Consider the following 16,816-nt stretch of genomic DNA (forward strand, 5'->3'; position numbering starts at 1 on the left):
AAATTAGACACAGAAGGTGAGATAAAAAATGAGAACACTATTTAGAATGATATTTGCTATTCCAAAGTTTATCTTTAGATTGGTTTGGAATATCATTTGGGGAATATTCAAGACAGTTCTTGTTATTGCGATTATTTTATTTGGCTTGTATTACTATGCGAATCACAGTCAATCAGAATTTGCTAATCAACTTAGTGACATTATTCAGACAGGAAAAACATTTTTAAAATTTGCTGACACTAATCAGTTCAAAAATTCCTTTGCTAATCTAGCTACGGATAACGTTCACCATTCAGAAAATACCAGATGGGATAAAAATCAGGCAACTATCTATATAGCAACTAGAGATTCTGAGTTGGTCTCTGCTTACAAGCAAGCAATCTCCAATTGGAATGCAACAGGTGCTTTTGTGTTACAAACAACAGACAATCCTAATGCTGATATTATTGCTAAGGATTACTCAGATGCTAAAACACAAGCTGCGGGTGTAGCTGAAACCGAGAAAAATGCTTTAACTAATCGTATTTCAAAGGTAACAGTTAAATTAAACACATTTTACCTTAAGAATAAACAGTTTGGTTATGACCATACTAGGATTGTTAATACGGCCGAACATGAATTAGGACATGCTTTAGGTCTAGGACATAATGATCAACAACATTCCGTTATGCAGTCAAAAGGTTCGCATTATGGCATTCAAGAAGTTGATATTCAAACGCTAAAAAACTTATATGCATAAAAAGATGAGCTAAGAAACTCATCTTTTTTGTTTGAACACTTATTTTAGGTGATATAAGTGCGTTAGCAATAGATTATTAAAAATAAAGAATTTGATTATCACTACTAACTAAAATGTATAAAGAACAAAGAAAATGTTTTCCAAAATCACTTAAAAAATGGTATAATGTGTCTTGAGATAGTGTTTTGAATAGACTTATCAAAAATATTAGACAACATTAACTTAGAAGGGGAAAATATGGACGAACTAAAAAAACTTGCTGGAGTGACCGCTGCAAAATACGTTAAAAACGGTATGATTGTAGGTTTAGGGACAGGTTCTACAGCATATTTTTTTGTTGAAGAAATTGGACGCCGTGTCAAAGAAGAGGGATTGCAAGTCGTAGGCGTTACAACGTCAAACCGTACGACTGAGCAGGCAAGAGGATTAGGTATTCCGTTGAAATCAGCAGATGATATTGATGTCATTGATGTCACTGTGGATGGAGCAGATGAAGTAGACCCTGATTTTAATGGTATCAAGGGTGGCGGTGGTGCGCTGCTCATGGAAAAAATAGTAGCTACTCCAACTAAAGAATATATCTGGGTTGTCGATGAGAGCAAACTTGTTGAAACGTTAGGTGCATTTAAATTGCCTGTTGAGGTTGTTAGATATGGTTCTGAGCGTCTTTTTCGGGTTTTTAAATCAAAAGGTTACTGTCCTTCTTTCCGTGAAACAGAAGGTGACCGCTTTATCACTGATATGGGGAACTACATTATCGACCTAGATTTGAAAAAAATAGAGGATCCAAAGCAGTTAGCGAATGAACTTGACCATACAGTTGGTGTTGTTGAACATGGTTTATTTAATGGTATGGTTAATAAAGTTATAGTAGCAGGCAAAAACGGTCTTGACATACTTGAAAAATAATTATTTAAATAATCGGTTTTAGGAGCTAACCGTAACCTCCTTAGAAAGAAGATATAATGTCACAATTTGATCGCATTCACTTAGTTGTCTTAGATTCAGTGGGGATTGGAGCGGCACCAGATGCCAATGATTTTGTCAATGCAGGAGTTCCTGATGGTGCTTCAGACACGCTTGGCCACATTTCAAAAACAGTTGGACTTGCGGTGCCAAACATGGCTAAAATCGGACTTGGTAATATTCCTCGTCCCCAAGCGCTTAAGACCGTCCCTGCAGAAGAAAATCCAAGTGGCTACGCGACGAAGTTACAAGAAGTATCACTTGGTAAAGATACAATGACAGGGCATTGGGAGATCATGGGCTTAAATATTACAGAGCCATTTGATACTTTCTGGAATGGTTTTCCAGAAGATATTATTACAAAGATTGAGGATTTTTCAGGACGTAAAGTTATTCGTGAAGCGAATAAACCTTATTCAGGGACAGCTGTTATTGATGACTTCGGACCACGCCAAATGGAAACTGGTGAGCTCATCATCTATACCTCAGCTGATCCAGTCCTACAAATTGCAGCTCATGAGGATATCATTCCTCTAGAAGAACTCTACCGTATTTGTGAATATGCTCGTAGTATCACAATGGAGCGTCCAGCTCTCCTTGGTCGTATTATCGCTCGTCCATATGTAGGTGAACCAGGCAACTTTACGCGTACAGCCAACCGTCACGACTATGCAGTATCACCATTTGAAGATACCGTATTAAATAAACTAGATCAAGCTGGCATCGATACTTATGCTGTTGGTAAAATCAATGATATTTTCAATGGTTCAGGCATTAATCATGATATGGGACATAACAAATCAAATAGTCATGGTATTGATACTTTGATAAAAACAATGGGGTTATCAGAGTTTGAAAAAGGCTTCTCCTTTACTAATTTGGTTGACTTTGATGCTCTCTATGGTCACCGTCGTGATCCTCATGGTTATCGTGATTGTCTTCATGAGTTTGATGAGCGTCTTCCAGAGATCATTTCAGCGATGCGTGACAAAGACTTACTTTTGATCACTGCCGATCATGGTAATGACCCAACTTATGCAGGTACAGACCATACAAGAGAATACATTCCTCTCTTAGCCTATAGCCCATCTTTCACAGGAAACGGCCTTATCCCAGTAGGGCATTTCGCAGATATTTCAGCAACAGTTGCGGATAACTTTGGTGTTGATACTGCGATGATTGGAGAGAGCTTCTTGCAGGACTTGGTATAAATTTTTATTTCCTTAAGACACTTGTAGCATTAAAAATTGAGAGGAAGATGATGGAAAAAATTAGGATTTACCATAACCCAAATTGTGGGACATCAAGGAACGTACTTGCCATTATTCGTCATTGTGGTATTGAACCAGAAATTATTTATTATCTGAAAACACCACCTAGCAGGATGGAACTGGTTGAACTGTTGTTAGAAATGAAACTTTCTGCGAGGGAACTTCTAAGAACAGATGTTCCTGCTTATGAGAAATTCAATTTGGAATCTTCTAGCGTTACAGATGAAGAAATGATTGATGCGATGATACAAGATCCTATTCTTATCAATCGTCCCATAGTTGTTACGAGTAAAGGTGCAAAACTCTGCCGACCCTGTGAAGCAATTTTAACCATTTTACCTGTAAAGATGGAAAAAGATTTTGTTAAAGAAGATGGACAGATTATCCAAAGTTTATAGCATATTGTATAGTGAATAATGGTTTAGGAGGTAAGTAAATGACATTATTAGAAAAAATTAATGAGACTAGAGACTTTTTGCAAGCAAAAGGCGTCACAGCACCAGAATTCGGCCTTATTTTAGGCTCTGGTTTAGGAGAATTAGCTGAAGAAATCGAAAATCCCATTGTTGTGGATTATGCAGACATCCCAAATTGGGGACAGTCAACAGTAGTTGGTCATGCTGGAAAATTAGTGTATGGGGAACTATCAGGCCGTAAGGTATTAGCGCTTCAAGGTCGTTTTCACTTTTATGAAGGAAATACAATGGAAGTCGTTACTTTCCCAGTACGTATCATGAGAGCATTGGCTTGCCACAGTGTGCTTGTGACTAATGCAGCAGGTGGGATTGGATACGGACCAGGAACTTTAATGCTGATCAAAGACCACATCAATATGATTGGGACTAACCCTCTCATAGGTGAGAACCTTGAAGAATTTGGACCACGTTTCCCAGACATGTCGGATGCTTATACAGCAACATATCGACAAAAAGCTCACCAAATTGCTGAAAAACAGAATATCAAACTCGAAGAAGGTGTGTACTTGGGTGTATCAGGACCCACTTATGAAACACCTGCAGAAATTCGTGCATTCCAAACAATGGGCGCACAAGCGGTAGGTATGTCCACGGTTCCAGAGGTGATTGTTGCAGCTCACTCAGGGCTTAAAGTGTTAGGAATTTCAGCAATTACTAACTTTGCCGCTGGTTTCCAATCTGAGCTCAATCATGAGGAGGTCGTTGAAGTTACTCAGCGTATTAAAGAAGATTTCAAGGGATTAGTTAAATCATTAGTTGCTGAACTTTAAAATGGTTTCTCGATTATACTATGCTGTCAAGTTTATGATAGCCGTTCTATTTATGACAGTTATGGCAGGAGTTGGAGCTATCTTAATGCACTATGTATTAATGTTTACAGAGTGGTTAGCATTTGGTGATAGTAGAGAAAATACTCTGTCTTTGTTAAATAGTGTCACACCAATTAAAAGAGTGTTATCACTTACTTTAGTCTCCTTTTTAGCATCCCTTAGTTGGTATTACTTACAAATCAAACCAAAGCAAATAACTAGTATTAAACAACAGGTTGTTTTTAAGGATTCTTCTGTAAAAAAATCACCTTACTGGCTACATATAGGTCACGCATTTTTGCAATTGATTTATGTAGGAGCTGGTGGTCCTATTGGAAAAGAAGGAGCGCCACGAGAGTTTGGAGCCATAAATGCTGGGAAAATATCGGATTTATTAGCACTTAAAGTGCTGGATAAACGTTTATTAATCATTAGTGGTGCAGCTGCAGGTTTGTCAGCAGTTTATCAAGTACCCCTAGCTAGTGTATTTTTTGCTTTTGAAACTTTAGCTTTAGGAATCTCACTGAAAAATATTGTGACATTGCTAGCCTCTACTTTTGGTGCAGCTAGTATTGCTCAATTAGTTATTTCGACAGCCCCTCTTTATCATATTTCAAAGATGAGTCTGAATTCACAGTCATTAGCTTTTATGTTCTTGATCGTTTTATGTGTAACTCCGATTGCGATTAGCTTTAGATATTTAAATCAAAAAGTGACAGAGAGACGTATTAAAAATATAAAAATATTGTTAAGTTTACCAGTAGTATCATTGATAGTATCTGTTTTATCAATAGTCTATCCCCAGATTTTAGGAAATGGTAATGCACTAGTCCAAGAAGTCTTTAAAGGGACCTCAGTTAGCTTAATCGCTATTTTAGTTGTTCTCAAGATGATAGCAACATTATCCACTCTTTACGCTGGTGCTTATGGCGGTATACTGACACCATCTTTTTCCATTGGTGCTTGTTTAGGTTTTTTGTTAGCTAGTATTTCTATTCCTTTACTTCCCCACATATCGATAGTAACCAGTATGTTGGTTGGTGCAGCTATTTTTTTAGCTATTACAATGAGAGCGCCACTGACAGCTGTCGGTTTAGTCATATCTTTTACTGGTCAATCCGTTATAACTATTGTTCCCTTAACTATAGCAGTACTTTTTGCTACTGCCTATGATTATTTTATAAGAAAAATGAGGAGTTTATATGTCAATCCATATTGAAGCAAAACAAGGTGAAATTGCAGATAAAATTTTACTTCCAGGAGATCCACTCCGTGCGAAATTTATTGCCGAGAATTTTTTAGAAGATGCGGTGTGTTTTAATACAGTTCGCAATATGTTTGGTTATACAGGTACCTATAAAGGACATCGTGTTTCTGTTATGGGAACTGGTATGGGTATGCCTTCAATTTCAATTTATGCTCGCGAACTAATTGTTGATTATGGGGTTAAAACATTGATTCGCGTAGGAACGGCAGGTGCTATTAATCCTGATATCCATGTTCGTGAACTTGTTTTAGCACAAGCAGCAGCAACAAATTCTAATATTATCCGTAATGATTGGCCTGAATTTGATTTTCCGCAAATTGCTGATTTTAAACTTTTGGATAAAGCTTATCACATCGCAAAGGAAATGGATATTACAACTCATGTAGGCAGTGTATTATCTTCAGACGTGTTTTATTCAAACCAACCAGATCGTAATATGGCCTTGGGTAAACTAGGTGTTCATGCTATTGAGATGGAAGCAGCAGCTCTCTACTATCTTGCAGCTCAACATAATGTTAATGCTCTTGCTATGATGACGATTTCAGATAACTTGAATAATCCAGAAGAAGATACAAGTGCAGAAGAGCGTCAAACAACATTTACTGATATGATGAAAGTTGGGCTCGAAACACTTATTTCTGAATGAGGATAGAAATGACAGATTTTTCAACTGCTCTTAAAGTATTAGTGGATCAGTATTCTTATCATAATGCTTTCTTATTATTACAAAAACATGGTCCTTTAAACTCAGATTTATTATTTTTATTGGAAATGATGAAAGAGCGTCGAGAGTTAAACATTGATTTTCTTTTTGCTCATCAAGAACAAGTTGTTATATTACAAGAAAAATACAATATAAAGCTTTTGCATAACCCGTATGATTTAGAGTTGCTGGCAAATTACATCATGGATTTAGAAGCAAAAGTAAAAAATGGATTAATCATAGATTTTGTCCGTAGTGTTAGTCCTATTTTATATCGTCTATTTATGATTTTACTTGCACAAGAAGTACCTCACTTGCATGATTACATTCATAATGCAAGAGATGATCACTACGATACTTGGAAGTTTAAAGAATTAAAGGAGTCAAACCACCCAGTCCTTTTGGCATTCTCTGAAAGGTGGCACGATAGTCGCTTGACTTCTAAAAGCCTTGCAGAATGTTTACAATTAACCGACCTGGATGAAGAAGTGAAATCGACCATCATTCAATTAAGACAGTTCGAAAAATCAGTCAGAAATCCTTTGGCTCACCTGATTAAACCTTTTGATGAGCAAGAACTATATCGTACAACTCAATTTTCTTCTCAAGCATTTTTAGACCAGATTATCTTCTTGGCAAAGGTAATTGGTGTTGAGTATGATACTGTTAATTTTCACTACGATACGGTTAACAAGCTTATTATAAAGATACTTGAGTAATTTAAAAACAGTTCTGAGACAATCTCAGGACTGTTTGTTTTTATGATTAAACGAAACTTCCTCTAATAAATAGTCAATAAATTTTTGTCCCATTTTTGAAAGGTTTGCTTTGTCGTGTCGGATATAGACAATATCAATAATATCATCCACGTCAAGAGGGATTGCGACAATTTCGTCACCGTTCAATTTTGAGTTGAGGATACCAGTTGCCACTGTATAACCATCTAATCCAATCATTAAATTAAACAGAGTTGCTCTATCACTGACAACAATGGATTTTGGGTGAGTAATTTGAGACATCATTTCCTCAGAAAAGTAGAAAGAATTATGCAGGCCTTGATCATAACTCAGATAAGGATAATCTTCTAAATCTTTCATACTTAATTTTTTTCTATTAGCTAAGGGATTGGATTTGCTCACGAAAATATGAGGTGTAGTAGTAAAAAGAGTTGTGGCAATTAAGGAATTATCGTCGAATAATTTGGTTAATACATCTCTATTATAGCTATTAAGAAACAGAACACCAATCTCTGAACGGAAATTTTTAACATCATCAATAATTTCCCAAGTCCTAGTTTCACGTAAAAAAAGTTCGTATTGGGTCATGTCTGTGCCATTAAAGAGAGCTACAAAAGCGTTAACCACAAATGCATAGTGTTGTGAAGAAACGCTGAACAGCTCACGACTTGTATTATCACCCTTATAACGCTCTTCAAGAAGTGCTGTTTGTTCTAGAATTTGTCGCGCATATGACAGAAATTCCATACCATCTTTTGTTAACGTTATTCCTTTTGGATTTCGAATAAAAATTTGGATACCCATCTCAGTCTCAAGGTTCCTAACAGCGTTTGAAAGTGAAGGTTGGGTAATGTAGAGTTGTTTAGCGGCTTCATTCATGCTACCAGTTTCTACAATCTTAATAACATATTGTAATTGTTGAATTCTCATAACTCTAGTTTAAACTAGAATGTAAATAAATTCAATTAGATCAGCTAAATTATCAATATAGATCAATTGAAAATGTTATTTAGCTAATATAATCAGATTATTCCAATATTACTTTCGTTGAATATTGTATTGAAAAATGATATAATATCCAAGTAAAATTAAGGTTTTTTTAAGTATTGGAGAATTACAATGTCTAATCATTCGCGCCGTCAACAAAAGAAACACTCACATACACCTCTACGGGTGATTAATTTATTTCTTTTGGTGATTTTTATTTTGTTAAGTGTAGTCTCATTATTTCTTATGTATCGTCACCATTTTTTGGCATTTAGACACCTGAACGTCATTTATGGAGTTGTAATTGTTTTAATCATTTTAGCAAGTTTATTTCTTTGTATTAAGAATAAAGCTAGAATTTTTACAACTATAATTTTAGTATTAGCTTCTATTTTCGTTGCTACTACTTTATATGGATTTAAGTCAACCATTGATTTGACAAATAATCTAAATAAAACTGCTTCATACTCTGAAATTGAGATGAGTGTAGTTGTACCAAAAGATTCTAAAATAACCAATATAGAAGCTATCAGCAAATTAGCCGCACCAGTTAAAAACGATACTTCAAATATTACTGATTTGATAGAACATATAAAATCAGAAGAAGGAATCTCTATTACACCACAAAAAACAGATTCTTACCAGGATGCATACAATAGAATTAAAAATGGTAATAGTCAGGCTATGGTTTTAAATAATGCTTATGTTAGCTTAATTGAACTTAGCACCCCTGATTTTAAATCGCAGATAAAAACGATTTATACTTACAAAATTAAGAAAAAAATTAATCGTAAAAATACTAATCATAAAGAAGGGGTATTTAATATCTATATTAGCGGTATTGATACTTTTGGCTCTATATCAACAGTATCAAGATCTGATGTAAATATTATTATGACGGTTAATACCAATACCCACAAAGTATTGTTAACGACAACACCACGAGATGCCTATGTAAAAATTCCAGATGGTGGGGGCAATCAATATGATAAATTAACCCATGCAGGTTTGTATGGCGTTGAGACATCAATGAAAACACTTGAAAACCTTTACGACATCAACCTTGATTATTATGCTAGAATTAATTTTTCATCATTTTTAAAATTAATAGACCTCTTGGGAGGAGTGACAGTTTATAACGATCAAGCTTTTACAAGTAAACATGGTAATTTTGACTTCCCTGTTGGTCAAGTAACATTGAATTCTGAGCAGGCTTTGGGCTTTGTTAGAGAACGTTATTCTCTACAAGGAGGCGATAACGATAGAGGTAGAAATCAAGAAAAAGTGATTGCAGCTATTATAAATAAGTTAGCTTCTAGTCAGTCAGTAACAAAATTAAATAGCATTACCTCACAGCTCCAAACGTCCGTTCAAACTAATATGACTATTGATAATATTAATGATTTGATTAACAATCAATTGTCAACTGGACAACGCTTCACTGTCGAGTCACAAGCATTAACTGGTCATGGTTCAACGGGTGAACTCCCTTCATATGCAATGCCAGGAGCTCAACTTTATATGATGTCAATTGATCAATCTAGCTTATCTAATGCAAAATCAAAAATTAAGAACACAATGGAGGAATAACAAGAATGATTGATATTCATTCTCATATCGTTTTTGATGTAGATGATGGGCCTAAAACGCTTGAAGAGAGTTTATCTTTGATAGAAGAAAGTTATCGACAAGGTGTTAGAATAATTGTTTCGACATCACATAGAAGAAAAGGTATGTTTGAAACACCTGAAGATATTATCTTCAAAAACTTTTCTATAGTTAAACACGAAGCGGAAAAAAGATTTGAACATCTTCAAATCTTATATGGTGGAGAATTGTACTATACAAGTGATATGTTAGAAAAACTGAAGTTAAAGCAAATTCCAACTTTAAACAATACGAAATTTGCTTTAATTGAATTTTCTATGCAAACTTCTTGGAAAGATATTCATACAGCTTTGTCAAATGTTTTAATGCTTGGTATTACACCAGTCGTTGCGCATATAGAGAGGTATAACGCTTTAGAGAATCAAAAAGAACGGGTGAAGGAAATTATTAATATAGGGTGTTACACACAAATAAATAGTTCTCATATTTTGAAACAAAAACTTTTTAATGATAAGCATAAACGCTTTAAGAAAAGAGCCCGTTATTTTTTAGAGGAAAATTTAGTGCATTTTGTAGCGAGTGATATGCATAACCTTGATGTTAGACCGCCATTTTTAGCAGAAGCTTATAAGATTATCTGTAGAGATTTCGGTAAAGAACGTGCTAACCAACTTTTTATTGAAAATGCTCAATCTATATTAAAAAACCATTACATTTAGGAGATTTCATGAATAAAATAGCTAATACAGAAGTTGAAATAAATATATTCAACCTTTTTAAAAAATTGTGGAAAAAGAAATTTTTAATCACATTTGTTGCCATTGCGTTTGCAACAGCTGGACTTTTCTATAGTCTTTTTATTGTTACGCCACAATATACTTCTTCAACAAGGATATATGTCATTAACCCTAATACCCCTAATAATAGTATTACTGCACAAGATCTACAAGCGGGGAGTTTTCTTGCAAATGACTATAAGGAGATTATTACGTCTACTGACGTTCTAGAAAAAGTTATTTCTTCTGAAAAATTGAATTATCCTTCGTCTCAGTTGCTGCAAAAAATAACAGTTTCTATTTTAAAAGATACACGTGTTATTTCAATATCGGTCGAAGATGCTAATCCAAAAATGTCTCAAAAATTAGCAAATTCAGTTAGAGAAGCAGCAGTTTCAAAAATCAAGGCAGTTACTCAAGTAGAGGATATCACTACTGTTGAGAAGGGAAATTTACCTAAAGCACCATCTTCTCCTAATATTAAAAAGAATGTACTAATCGGGTTTATTGTTGGTGCAGGATTATCAACTATTGTTTTAGTTATTATGGGTATTTTGGATGATCGTGTTAATACTGAAGAAGATATTGAAAAGGTCCTAGGACTTACTTCTTTAGGTATAGTACCAGATTTGAATAAACTTTAAGGAGAATATAATGACTCGTTTAGAAATAGTTGATAGCAAGTTAAGACAAGCAAAAAAAACAGAAGAATACTTCAATGCGATCCGTACAAACATACAGTTTAGTGGAAAGGAAAATAAAATTCTTGCAATTACCTCTTTTAGGGAAGGGGAAGGAAAATCCACTACTTCAACAAGTTTAGCTTTATCTTTAGCTCAAGCAGGATTTAAAACATTATTAATTGATGCGGATACTAGGAACTCTGTTATGTCTGGAACCTTTAAAGCAACTGGAACTATTAAAGGCTTGACGAATTATTTATCAGGTAATGCAGATCTTGGAGATATTATCTGTGAAACCAATGTTCCTAGACTGATGGTCGTTCCTTCAGGGAAAGTACCACCAAATCCAACAGCATTACTTCAGAACGCTTATTTTAATAAGATGATTGAAGCTATTAAAAATATATTTGATTATATTATCATCGATACTCCACCTATTGGTTTAGTTGTTGATGCCGCAATAATCGCTAATGCTTGCGATGGTTTTATTTTAGTAACCCAAGCAGGTAGAATAAAACGTAATTATGTTGAAAAAGCAAAAGAACAGATGGAACAAAGTGGTTCAAAGTTCTTAGGTATTATTCTTAATAAAGTTAATGAATCTGTTGCTACTTACGGCGATTACGGCGATTATGGAAATTACGGAAAAAGGGATAGAAAAAGGAAGTAAGGAGCTCTTGTATTGAAAGAAAAAGAAAATATACAAAAGATTATTATAGCGATGATTCAAACCGTTGTGGTTTATTTTTCTGCAAGTTTGACATTAACATTAATTACTCCCAACTTTAAAAGCAATAAAGATTTATTGTTTGTTCTATTGATACATTATATTGTCTTTTATCTTTCTGATTTTTACAGAGACTTTTGGAGTCGTGGCTATCTTGAAGAGTTTAAAATGGTATTGAAATACAGCTTTTACTATATTTTCATATCAAGTTCATTATTTTTTATTTTTAAAAACTCTTTTACAACGACACGACTTTCCTTTTTTACTTTTATTGCTATGAATTCGATTTTATTATATCTATTGAATTCATTTTTAAAATATTATCGAAAATATTCTTACGCTAAGTTTTCACGAGATACCAAAGTTGTTTTGATAACGAATAAGGATTCTTTATCAAAAATGACCTTTAGGAATAAATACGACCATAATTATATCGCTGTCTGTATCTTGGATTCCTCTGAAAAGGATTGTTATGATTTGAAACATAACTCGTTAAGGATAATAAACAAAGATGCTCTTACTTCAGAGTTAACCTGCTTAACTGTTGATCAAGCTTTTATTAACATACCCATTGAATTATTTGGTAAATACCAAATACAAGATATTATTAATGACATTGAAGCAATGGGAGTGATTGTCAATGTTAATGTAGAGGCACTTAGCTTTGATAATATAGGAGAAAAGCGAATCCAAACTTTTGAAGGATATAGTGTTATTACATATTCTATGAAATTCTATAAATATAGTCACCTTATAGCAAAACGATTTTTGGATATCACGGGTGCTATTATAGGTTTGCTCATATGTGGCATTGTGGCAATTTTTCTAGTTCCACAAATCAGAAAAGATGGTGGACCGGCTATCTTTTCTCAAAATAGAGTAGGTCGTAATGGTAGGATTTTTAGATTCTATAAATTCAGATCAATGCGAGTAGATGCAGAACAAATTAAGAAAGATTTATTAGTTCACAATCAAATGACAGGGCTAATGTTTAAGTTAGACGATGATCCTAGAATTACTAAAATAGGAAAATTTATTCGAAAAACAAGCATAGATGAGTTGCCTCAATTCTATAATGTTTTAAAGGGTGATATGAGTTTAGTAGGAACACGCCCTCCCACAGTTGATGAATATGAAAAGTATAATTCAACGCAGAAGCGACGCCTTAGTTTTAAGCCAGGAATCACTGGTTTGTGGCAAATATCTGGTAGAAATAATATTACTGATTTTGATGAAATCGTAAAGTTAGATGTTCAATATATCAATGAATGGTCTATTTGGTCAGATATTAAGATTATTCTCCTAACACTAAAGGTAGTTTTACTCGGGACAGGAGCTAAGTAAAGGTAAGGTTTGAAAGGAATATAATGAAAATTTGTCTGGTTGGTTCAAGTGGTGGTCATCTAGCACACTTGAACCTTTTGAAACCCATTTGGGAAAAAGAAGATAGGTTTTGGGTAACCTTTGATAAAGAAGATGCTAGGAGTATTCTAAGAGAAGAGATTGTATATCATTGCTTCTTTCCAACAAACCGTAATGTCAAAAACTTGGTAAAAAATACTATTCTAGCTTTTAAGGTCCTTAGAAAAGAAAGACCAGATGTTATCATATCATCTGGTGCCGCTGTAGCAGTACCATTCTTTTATATTGGTAAGTTATTTGGTTGTAAGACCGTTTACATAGAGGTTTTCGACAGGATGGATAAACCAACTTTGACAGGAAAATTAGTGTATCCTGTAACAGATAAATTTATTGTTCAGTGGGAAGAAATGAAAAAAGTTTATCCTAAGGCAATTAATTTAGGAGGAATTTTTTAATGATTTTTGTCACAGTGGGGACACATGAACAGCAGTTCAACCGTCTTATTAAAGAAGTTGATAGATTAAAAGGGACAGGTGCTATTGATCAAGAAGTGTTCATTCAAACGGGTTACTCAGACTTTGAACCTCAGAATTGTCAGTGGTCAAAATTTCTCTCATATGATGATATGAACTCTTACATGAAAGAAGCTGAGATTGTTATCACACATGGCGGCCCAGCGACGTTTATGAATGCAGTTTCTAAAGGAAAAAAAACTATTGTGGTTCCTAGACAAGAACAGTTTGGAGAGCATGTGAATAATCATCAGGTGGACTTTGTTAATAAGGTAAAAACAATGTATAATTTTGATATCGTTGTAGATATTGAAAGGTTACAAAATGTAGTCTATGAGGGAATGATGAATCGTCCGTTTTTAGAAACTAATAGTAGTAATTTTATTGAAGAATTTAAGGTAATATTAAAGGAGTTGTGCGATGAAAATCAATAAAAACTCTTTATTTTATATTGCAATATTTTTAGTTAATTTTTTTAAATCACTGGGTTTAGGCGAGGGAAACTCAGCTTACAAAATAGTGATGTTAGTTGCAATTTTACTGTGTGGAATAAAATTTTTATTAGATAGCCTTTATTTTGAAAGAAGAAAACTCGTGATCATCTTTTTATTATTTATCGCGACCATTTTGAATTTATTCTTTGTTCATAAGGTTACTTTTATATTAACTTTAATTTTTTTTCTAGCATTAAAGGACATCTCTCTAAAAAAAGCTTTCTCTATAATAATAGGATCGCGTATTTTGGGAGTTCTATTAAATCAAATTTTTGTGAAATTAGATTTAATAGAAATTAAGTATGTCAATTTTTATAGGGATGGACAATTTATTCTGAGAAGTGACTTAGGTTTTGGTCATCCTAACTTTATTCATAATTTTTTTGCTCTAACTATTTTCTTGTATATTGTACTCAATTATAAACGACTAAAGCCTGTTGTGATGGTTTTATTTTTAACATTAAATTATTTATTGTACCAATATACTTTTTCAAGGACAGGGTATTATATCGTAATTTTATTTATTGTACTCATTTATGTGACAAAGAATAGCTTAATAAAAAGAGTATTTATGAAATTAGCACCCTATGTACAATTTTTTTTATTAGTATTTACCTTTTTGAGTTCTACAATTTTTTTTAATTCAAATTTTGTTCAAAAATTAGATGTTCTTTTAACAGGTAGATTACACTATGCTCATTTACAACTTGTAGATGGTTTAACTCCTTTTGGAAATAGTTTTAAGGAAACAAGTGTCCTATTTGATAATAGCTACTCTATGTTATTGAGTATGTATGGTGTAGTACTTACCATGTTTTGTATGATAATCTATTATATCTATAGTAAAAAGATAATCATAATTGAACTTCAACTACTCCTATTTATAATGTCTATAATATTATTTACTGAAAGTTTTTATCCCAGTGTGGTAATGAATATTAGTTGGCTAGTTTTTGGTAAAATATTTTGTGATGGTATCGAACCTATAAAAAAGGAATTTACTATTGTGAATAATATATGACATATTTGCTCTGATATGGCAGGAGGTAAGGAAGGAAAATGATACCTAAAGTTATACATTATTGTTGGTTTGGAGGAAATCCCTTACCAGATAATTTAAAGAAATATATAAAAACTTGGAGAGAACAATGTCCGGATTATGAAATTATTGAATGGAATGAGCATAATTATGATGTTAGTAAAAATGTTTTTATGAGAGAAGCATATACTAAGAAGAATTTTGCTTATGTTTCTGACTATGCAAGATTGGATATTATTTATACTTATGGGGGGTTCTATCTAGATACTGATGTGGAGCTTTTAAAAAGTTTAGATCCTTTGAGGATTCATGAGTGTTTTCTAGCAAGGGAGATTAGTTGTGATGTGAATACAGGATTAATAATTGGCGCTGTTAAAGGACATCACTTTTTAAAATCAAATATGTCTATATATGACAAAAGTGATTTAACTTCTCTTAATAAGACATGTGTAGAGGTTACAACTAATTTATTGATAAACAGAGGGCTTAAGAATAAGAATATTATTCAAAAGATTGATGATATAACAATATATCCGAGAAATTATTTTAATCCAAAGAATTTATTAACAGGTAAGGTTGATTGTCTGACTAGTGTTACCTATTCTATACATCATTACGAAGGAAGTTGGAAAAGTTCTTCATTTATTTCAGATTCTCTAAAGATTAGAGTAAGGCTCATAATTGATTTTTTATTTGGATATGGTACTTATAGAATGCTTCTAAGGTTTCTAAAGTTAAAGAAATAGTTATTATTGTAATAGAAAGGACGAAATGTTATATATTTTTACTCCTACATTTAACAGAGGCTACCGATTATCCTATCTGTATGATTCTCTATGTAATCAGACAAATAAAAATTTTATATGGTTGATTGTTGATGATGGTTCTGAGGACAGTACTAAGGAAATTGTAAGTAATTATATAAAAGAGAATAAAGTTAGTATTGTATATCTGTATAAACGTAATGGCGGTAAGCATTCAGCCTATAATCTAGCAATGAGATATATGCAACCAAGTGATTATCATGTATGTGTAGATAGTGATGATTGGTTATTAGAAGATGCAGTTGAAATTATTTTTAAAGATTTAGAGAGCCTAACGTTGTCTAATAGATATGTAGGCCTTGTTTATCCTCGATATTCATTAAACCAAGGTAATAATTGGTTGAATCCCAAAATATTAGAAGTTAATATTCCTGATTTAAAATATAAATATCACTTAAAAATTGAAACTTGTATTGTTATTAATAATGCTTATTTAGTAGATTTCGAATTTCCTTGTTTCGAAGGGGAGAATTTCTTATCAGAAGAAATAATGTATATATATTTATCAAAAAAGGGATACTTTTGTCCCCAAAATAGGAAAATCTATTGTTTTGACTACTTAGAAGATGGTTTGACTTCTAATATTTTTAAATTATGGAGAAAAAATTTCAAAGGGACTATTTTTTCATTAGAAAATTCATATATGTATGTAATGTCTTTTCCTAATATATTTGATCGCTGGTGGTCAGCTATAAAGATAAAAATGAACATACAGGCTTTGAAAATGACTACTTTAGGGGTAATACCTACACTAAAGAGTGAAGAGGCTGGGTGGAAAATTTTGTTGGGTTTTAGCTATCTTTGGAAGGTAGCAAGGTTTAAAAAGAGCGAGTAAA

General features: G+C 33.2%; 19 protein-coding genes. 18 read left to right on the top strand and 1 reads right to left on the bottom strand.

Annotation, left to right across the window (positions count from 1 at the left end; all coding sequences use genetic code 11):
• Positions 1-28 precede the first annotated feature (28 nt).
• The 8 genes from EGX70_RS01570 to EGX70_RS01605 all read left to right on the top strand — a co-directional run bounded on the left by EGX70_RS01570 (position 29) and on the right by EGX70_RS01605 (position 6,950).
• Positions 29-739, top strand: coding sequence for a matrixin family metalloprotease (locus EGX70_RS01570; RefSeq protein ID WP_123947855.1), 711 nt, complete (start codon positions 29-31; stop codon positions 737-739).
• A gap of 237 nt (positions 740-976) precedes the next feature.
• Positions 977-1,648, top strand: a complete 672-nt coding sequence (gene rpiA, locus EGX70_RS01575) for a ribose-5-phosphate isomerase RpiA (protein ID WP_000343882.1) — start codon at positions 977-979, stop codon at positions 1,646-1,648.
• Between the two features lie 56 nt (positions 1,649-1,704).
• Positions 1,705-2,916: a phosphopentomutase gene (locus tag EGX70_RS01580; protein WP_000077187.1), complete on the top strand. Its 1,212-nt coding sequence runs from the start codon at positions 1,705-1,707 to the stop codon at positions 2,914-2,916.
• 50 nt (positions 2,917-2,966) lie between these two features.
• Positions 2,967-3,374: an arsenate reductase (glutaredoxin) gene (gene arsC / locus EGX70_RS01585; protein ID WP_000411550.1), complete on the top strand. Its 408-nt coding sequence runs from the start codon at positions 2,967-2,969 to the stop codon at positions 3,372-3,374.
• A 38-nt stretch (positions 3,375-3,412) separates the two neighbouring features.
• A complete protein-coding gene (locus EGX70_RS01590; RefSeq protein ID WP_000173387.1) occupies positions 3,413-4,222 on the top strand; it encodes a purine-nucleoside phosphorylase in 810 nt (269 codons plus the stop codon).
• 1 nt (position 4,223) lies between these two features.
• Positions 4,224-5,480 (top strand): chloride channel protein, encoded by a 1,257-nt coding sequence (locus EGX70_RS01595; protein ID WP_000254661.1) that lies wholly within the window; start codon positions 4,224-4,226, stop codon positions 5,478-5,480.
• Positions 5,464-6,174 (top strand): purine-nucleoside phosphorylase, encoded by a 711-nt coding sequence (gene deoD / locus EGX70_RS01600; RefSeq protein WP_000022113.1) that lies wholly within the window; start codon positions 5,464-5,466, stop codon positions 6,172-6,174. The genes EGX70_RS01595 and deoD overlap by 17 nt, the downstream gene beginning before the upstream one ends.
• An 8-nt stretch (positions 6,175-6,182) precedes the next feature.
• Positions 6,183-6,950: a hypothetical protein gene (locus EGX70_RS01605; protein ID WP_000129264.1), complete on the top strand. Its 768-nt coding sequence runs from the start codon at positions 6,183-6,185 to the stop codon at positions 6,948-6,950.
• A 24-nt stretch (positions 6,951-6,974) separates the two neighbouring features.
• Here the strand turns inward: EGX70_RS01605 and EGX70_RS01610 are convergent, their stop codons facing one another.
• The gene (locus EGX70_RS01610) at positions 6,975-7,898 is read right to left on the bottom strand and encodes a LysR family transcriptional regulator (RefSeq protein ID WP_001222600.1); all 924 of its coding nucleotides are present in this window, start codon (positions 7,896-7,898) and stop codon (positions 6,975-6,977) included.
• 189 nt (positions 7,899-8,087) lie between these two features.
• On the opposite strand from EGX70_RS01610, the gene EGX70_RS01615 reads away from it, so the two are divergent.
• Genes EGX70_RS01615 through EGX70_RS01660 form a run of 10 tightly spaced genes read left to right on the top strand, consistent with a single transcriptional unit; the run spans position 8,088 to position 16,815 of the window.
• Positions 8,088-9,545, top strand: coding sequence for an LCP family protein (locus EGX70_RS01615; protein ID WP_029140708.1), 1,458 nt, complete (start codon positions 8,088-8,090; stop codon positions 9,543-9,545).
• Positions 9,546-9,550: 5 nt separating this feature from the next.
• Complete coding sequence (cps4B, locus tag EGX70_RS01620; RefSeq protein WP_029140707.1) at positions 9,551-10,282, top strand: capsular polysaccharide biosynthesis protein Cps4B; 732 nt, start codon at positions 9,551-9,553, stop codon at positions 10,280-10,282.
• Positions 10,283-10,290: 8 nt separating this feature from the next.
• Positions 10,291-10,983: a Wzz/FepE/Etk N-terminal domain-containing protein gene (locus tag EGX70_RS01625; protein ID WP_123947857.1), complete on the top strand. Its 693-nt coding sequence runs from the start codon at positions 10,291-10,293 to the stop codon at positions 10,981-10,983.
• A gap of 10 nt (positions 10,984-10,993) precedes the next feature.
• The gene (locus EGX70_RS01630) at positions 10,994-11,692 is read left to right on the top strand and encodes a tyrosine-protein kinase (protein ID WP_000197400.1); all 699 of its coding nucleotides are present in this window, start codon (positions 10,994-10,996) and stop codon (positions 11,690-11,692) included.
• Positions 11,693-11,704: 12 nt separating this feature from the next.
• Entirely contained in the window at positions 11,705-13,093 is a 1,389-nt protein-coding gene (locus EGX70_RS01635; protein WP_000659580.1) for a sugar transferase, read from the top strand.
• Between the two features lie 23 nt (positions 13,094-13,116).
• Complete coding sequence (locus EGX70_RS01640) at positions 13,117-13,566, top strand: UDP-N-acetylglucosamine--LPS N-acetylglucosamine transferase (RefSeq protein WP_000686635.1); 450 nt, start codon at positions 13,117-13,119, stop codon at positions 13,564-13,566.
• The gene (locus EGX70_RS01645; RefSeq protein WP_000578443.1) at positions 13,566-14,057 is read left to right on the top strand and encodes a glycosyltransferase; all 492 of its coding nucleotides are present in this window, start codon (positions 13,566-13,568) and stop codon (positions 14,055-14,057) included. The genes EGX70_RS01640 and EGX70_RS01645 overlap by 1 nt, the downstream gene beginning before the upstream one ends.
• Positions 14,044-15,138, top strand: a complete 1,095-nt coding sequence (locus EGX70_RS01650; RefSeq protein WP_000700586.1) for a hypothetical protein — start codon at positions 14,044-14,046, stop codon at positions 15,136-15,138. Before EGX70_RS01645 ends, EGX70_RS01650 begins: the two co-directional genes overlap by 14 nt.
• A gap of 38 nt (positions 15,139-15,176) precedes the next feature.
• Positions 15,177-15,902 carry a glycosyltransferase family 32 protein gene (locus tag EGX70_RS01655; RefSeq protein ID WP_000612460.1) on the top strand — a complete coding sequence of 242 codons (726 nt, stop codon included), beginning with the start codon at positions 15,177-15,179 and terminating at the stop codon, positions 15,900-15,902.
• Between the two features lie 25 nt (positions 15,903-15,927).
• Entirely contained in the window at positions 15,928-16,815 is an 888-nt protein-coding gene (locus tag EGX70_RS01660; RefSeq protein WP_000965736.1) for a glycosyltransferase family A protein, read from the top strand.
• Position 16,816: the final 1 nt, after the last annotated feature.

Source organism: Streptococcus sp. FDAARGOS_522 (assembly GCF_003812445.1).
Classification (GTDB): domain Bacteria; phylum Bacillota; class Bacilli; order Lactobacillales; family Streptococcaceae; genus Streptococcus; species Streptococcus agalactiae.

Bases quoted from the DNA above. Each gene is read 5' to 3' on its own strand.
- arsC (WP_000411550.1), top strand. From the start codon at position 2,967: ATGGAAAAAATTAGGATTTACCATAACCCAAATTGTGGGACATCAAGG.
- EGX70_RS01590 (WP_000173387.1), top strand. From the start codon at position 3,413: ATGACATTATTAGAAAAAATTAATGAGACTAGAGACTTTTTGCAAGCA.
- EGX70_RS01630 (WP_000197400.1), top strand. From the start codon at position 10,994: ATGACTCGTTTAGAAATAGTTGATAGCAAGTTAAGACAAGCAAAAAAA.
- cps4B (WP_029140707.1), top strand. From the start codon at position 9,551: ATGATTGATATTCATTCTCATATCGTTTTTGATGTAGATGATGGGCCT.
- rpiA (WP_000343882.1), top strand. From the start codon at position 977: ATGGACGAACTAAAAAAACTTGCTGGAGTGACCGCTGCAAAATACGTT.
- EGX70_RS01655 (WP_000612460.1), top strand. From the start codon at position 15,177: ATGATACCTAAAGTTATACATTATTGTTGGTTTGGAGGAAATCCCTTA.
- EGX70_RS01580 (WP_000077187.1), top strand. From the start codon at position 1,705: ATGTCACAATTTGATCGCATTCACTTAGTTGTCTTAGATTCAGTGGGG.
- deoD (WP_000022113.1), top strand. From the start codon at position 5,464: ATGTCAATCCATATTGAAGCAAAACAAGGTGAAATTGCAGATAAAATT.
- EGX70_RS01650 (WP_000700586.1), top strand. From the start codon at position 14,044: ATGAAAATCAATAAAAACTCTTTATTTTATATTGCAATATTTTTAGTT.
- EGX70_RS01595 (WP_000254661.1), top strand. From the start codon at position 4,224: ATGGTTTCTCGATTATACTATGCTGTCAAGTTTATGATAGCCGTTCTA.
- EGX70_RS01660 (WP_000965736.1), top strand. From the start codon at position 15,928: ATGTTATATATTTTTACTCCTACATTTAACAGAGGCTACCGATTATCC.
- EGX70_RS01615 (WP_029140708.1), top strand. From the start codon at position 8,088: ATGTCTAATCATTCGCGCCGTCAACAAAAGAAACACTCACATACACCT.
- EGX70_RS01625 (WP_123947857.1), top strand. From the start codon at position 10,291: ATGAATAAAATAGCTAATACAGAAGTTGAAATAAATATATTCAACCTT.
- EGX70_RS01605 (WP_000129264.1), top strand. From the start codon at position 6,183: ATGACAGATTTTTCAACTGCTCTTAAAGTATTAGTGGATCAGTATTCT.
- EGX70_RS01570 (WP_123947855.1), top strand. From the start codon at position 29: ATGAGAACACTATTTAGAATGATATTTGCTATTCCAAAGTTTATCTTT.
- EGX70_RS01645 (WP_000578443.1), top strand. From the start codon at position 13,566: ATGATTTTTGTCACAGTGGGGACACATGAACAGCAGTTCAACCGTCTT.
- EGX70_RS01610 (WP_001222600.1), bottom strand. From the start codon at position 7,898: ATGAGAATTCAACAATTACAATATGTTATTAAGATTGTAGAAACTGGT.
- EGX70_RS01640 (WP_000686635.1), top strand. From the start codon at position 13,117: ATGAAAATTTGTCTGGTTGGTTCAAGTGGTGGTCATCTAGCACACTTG.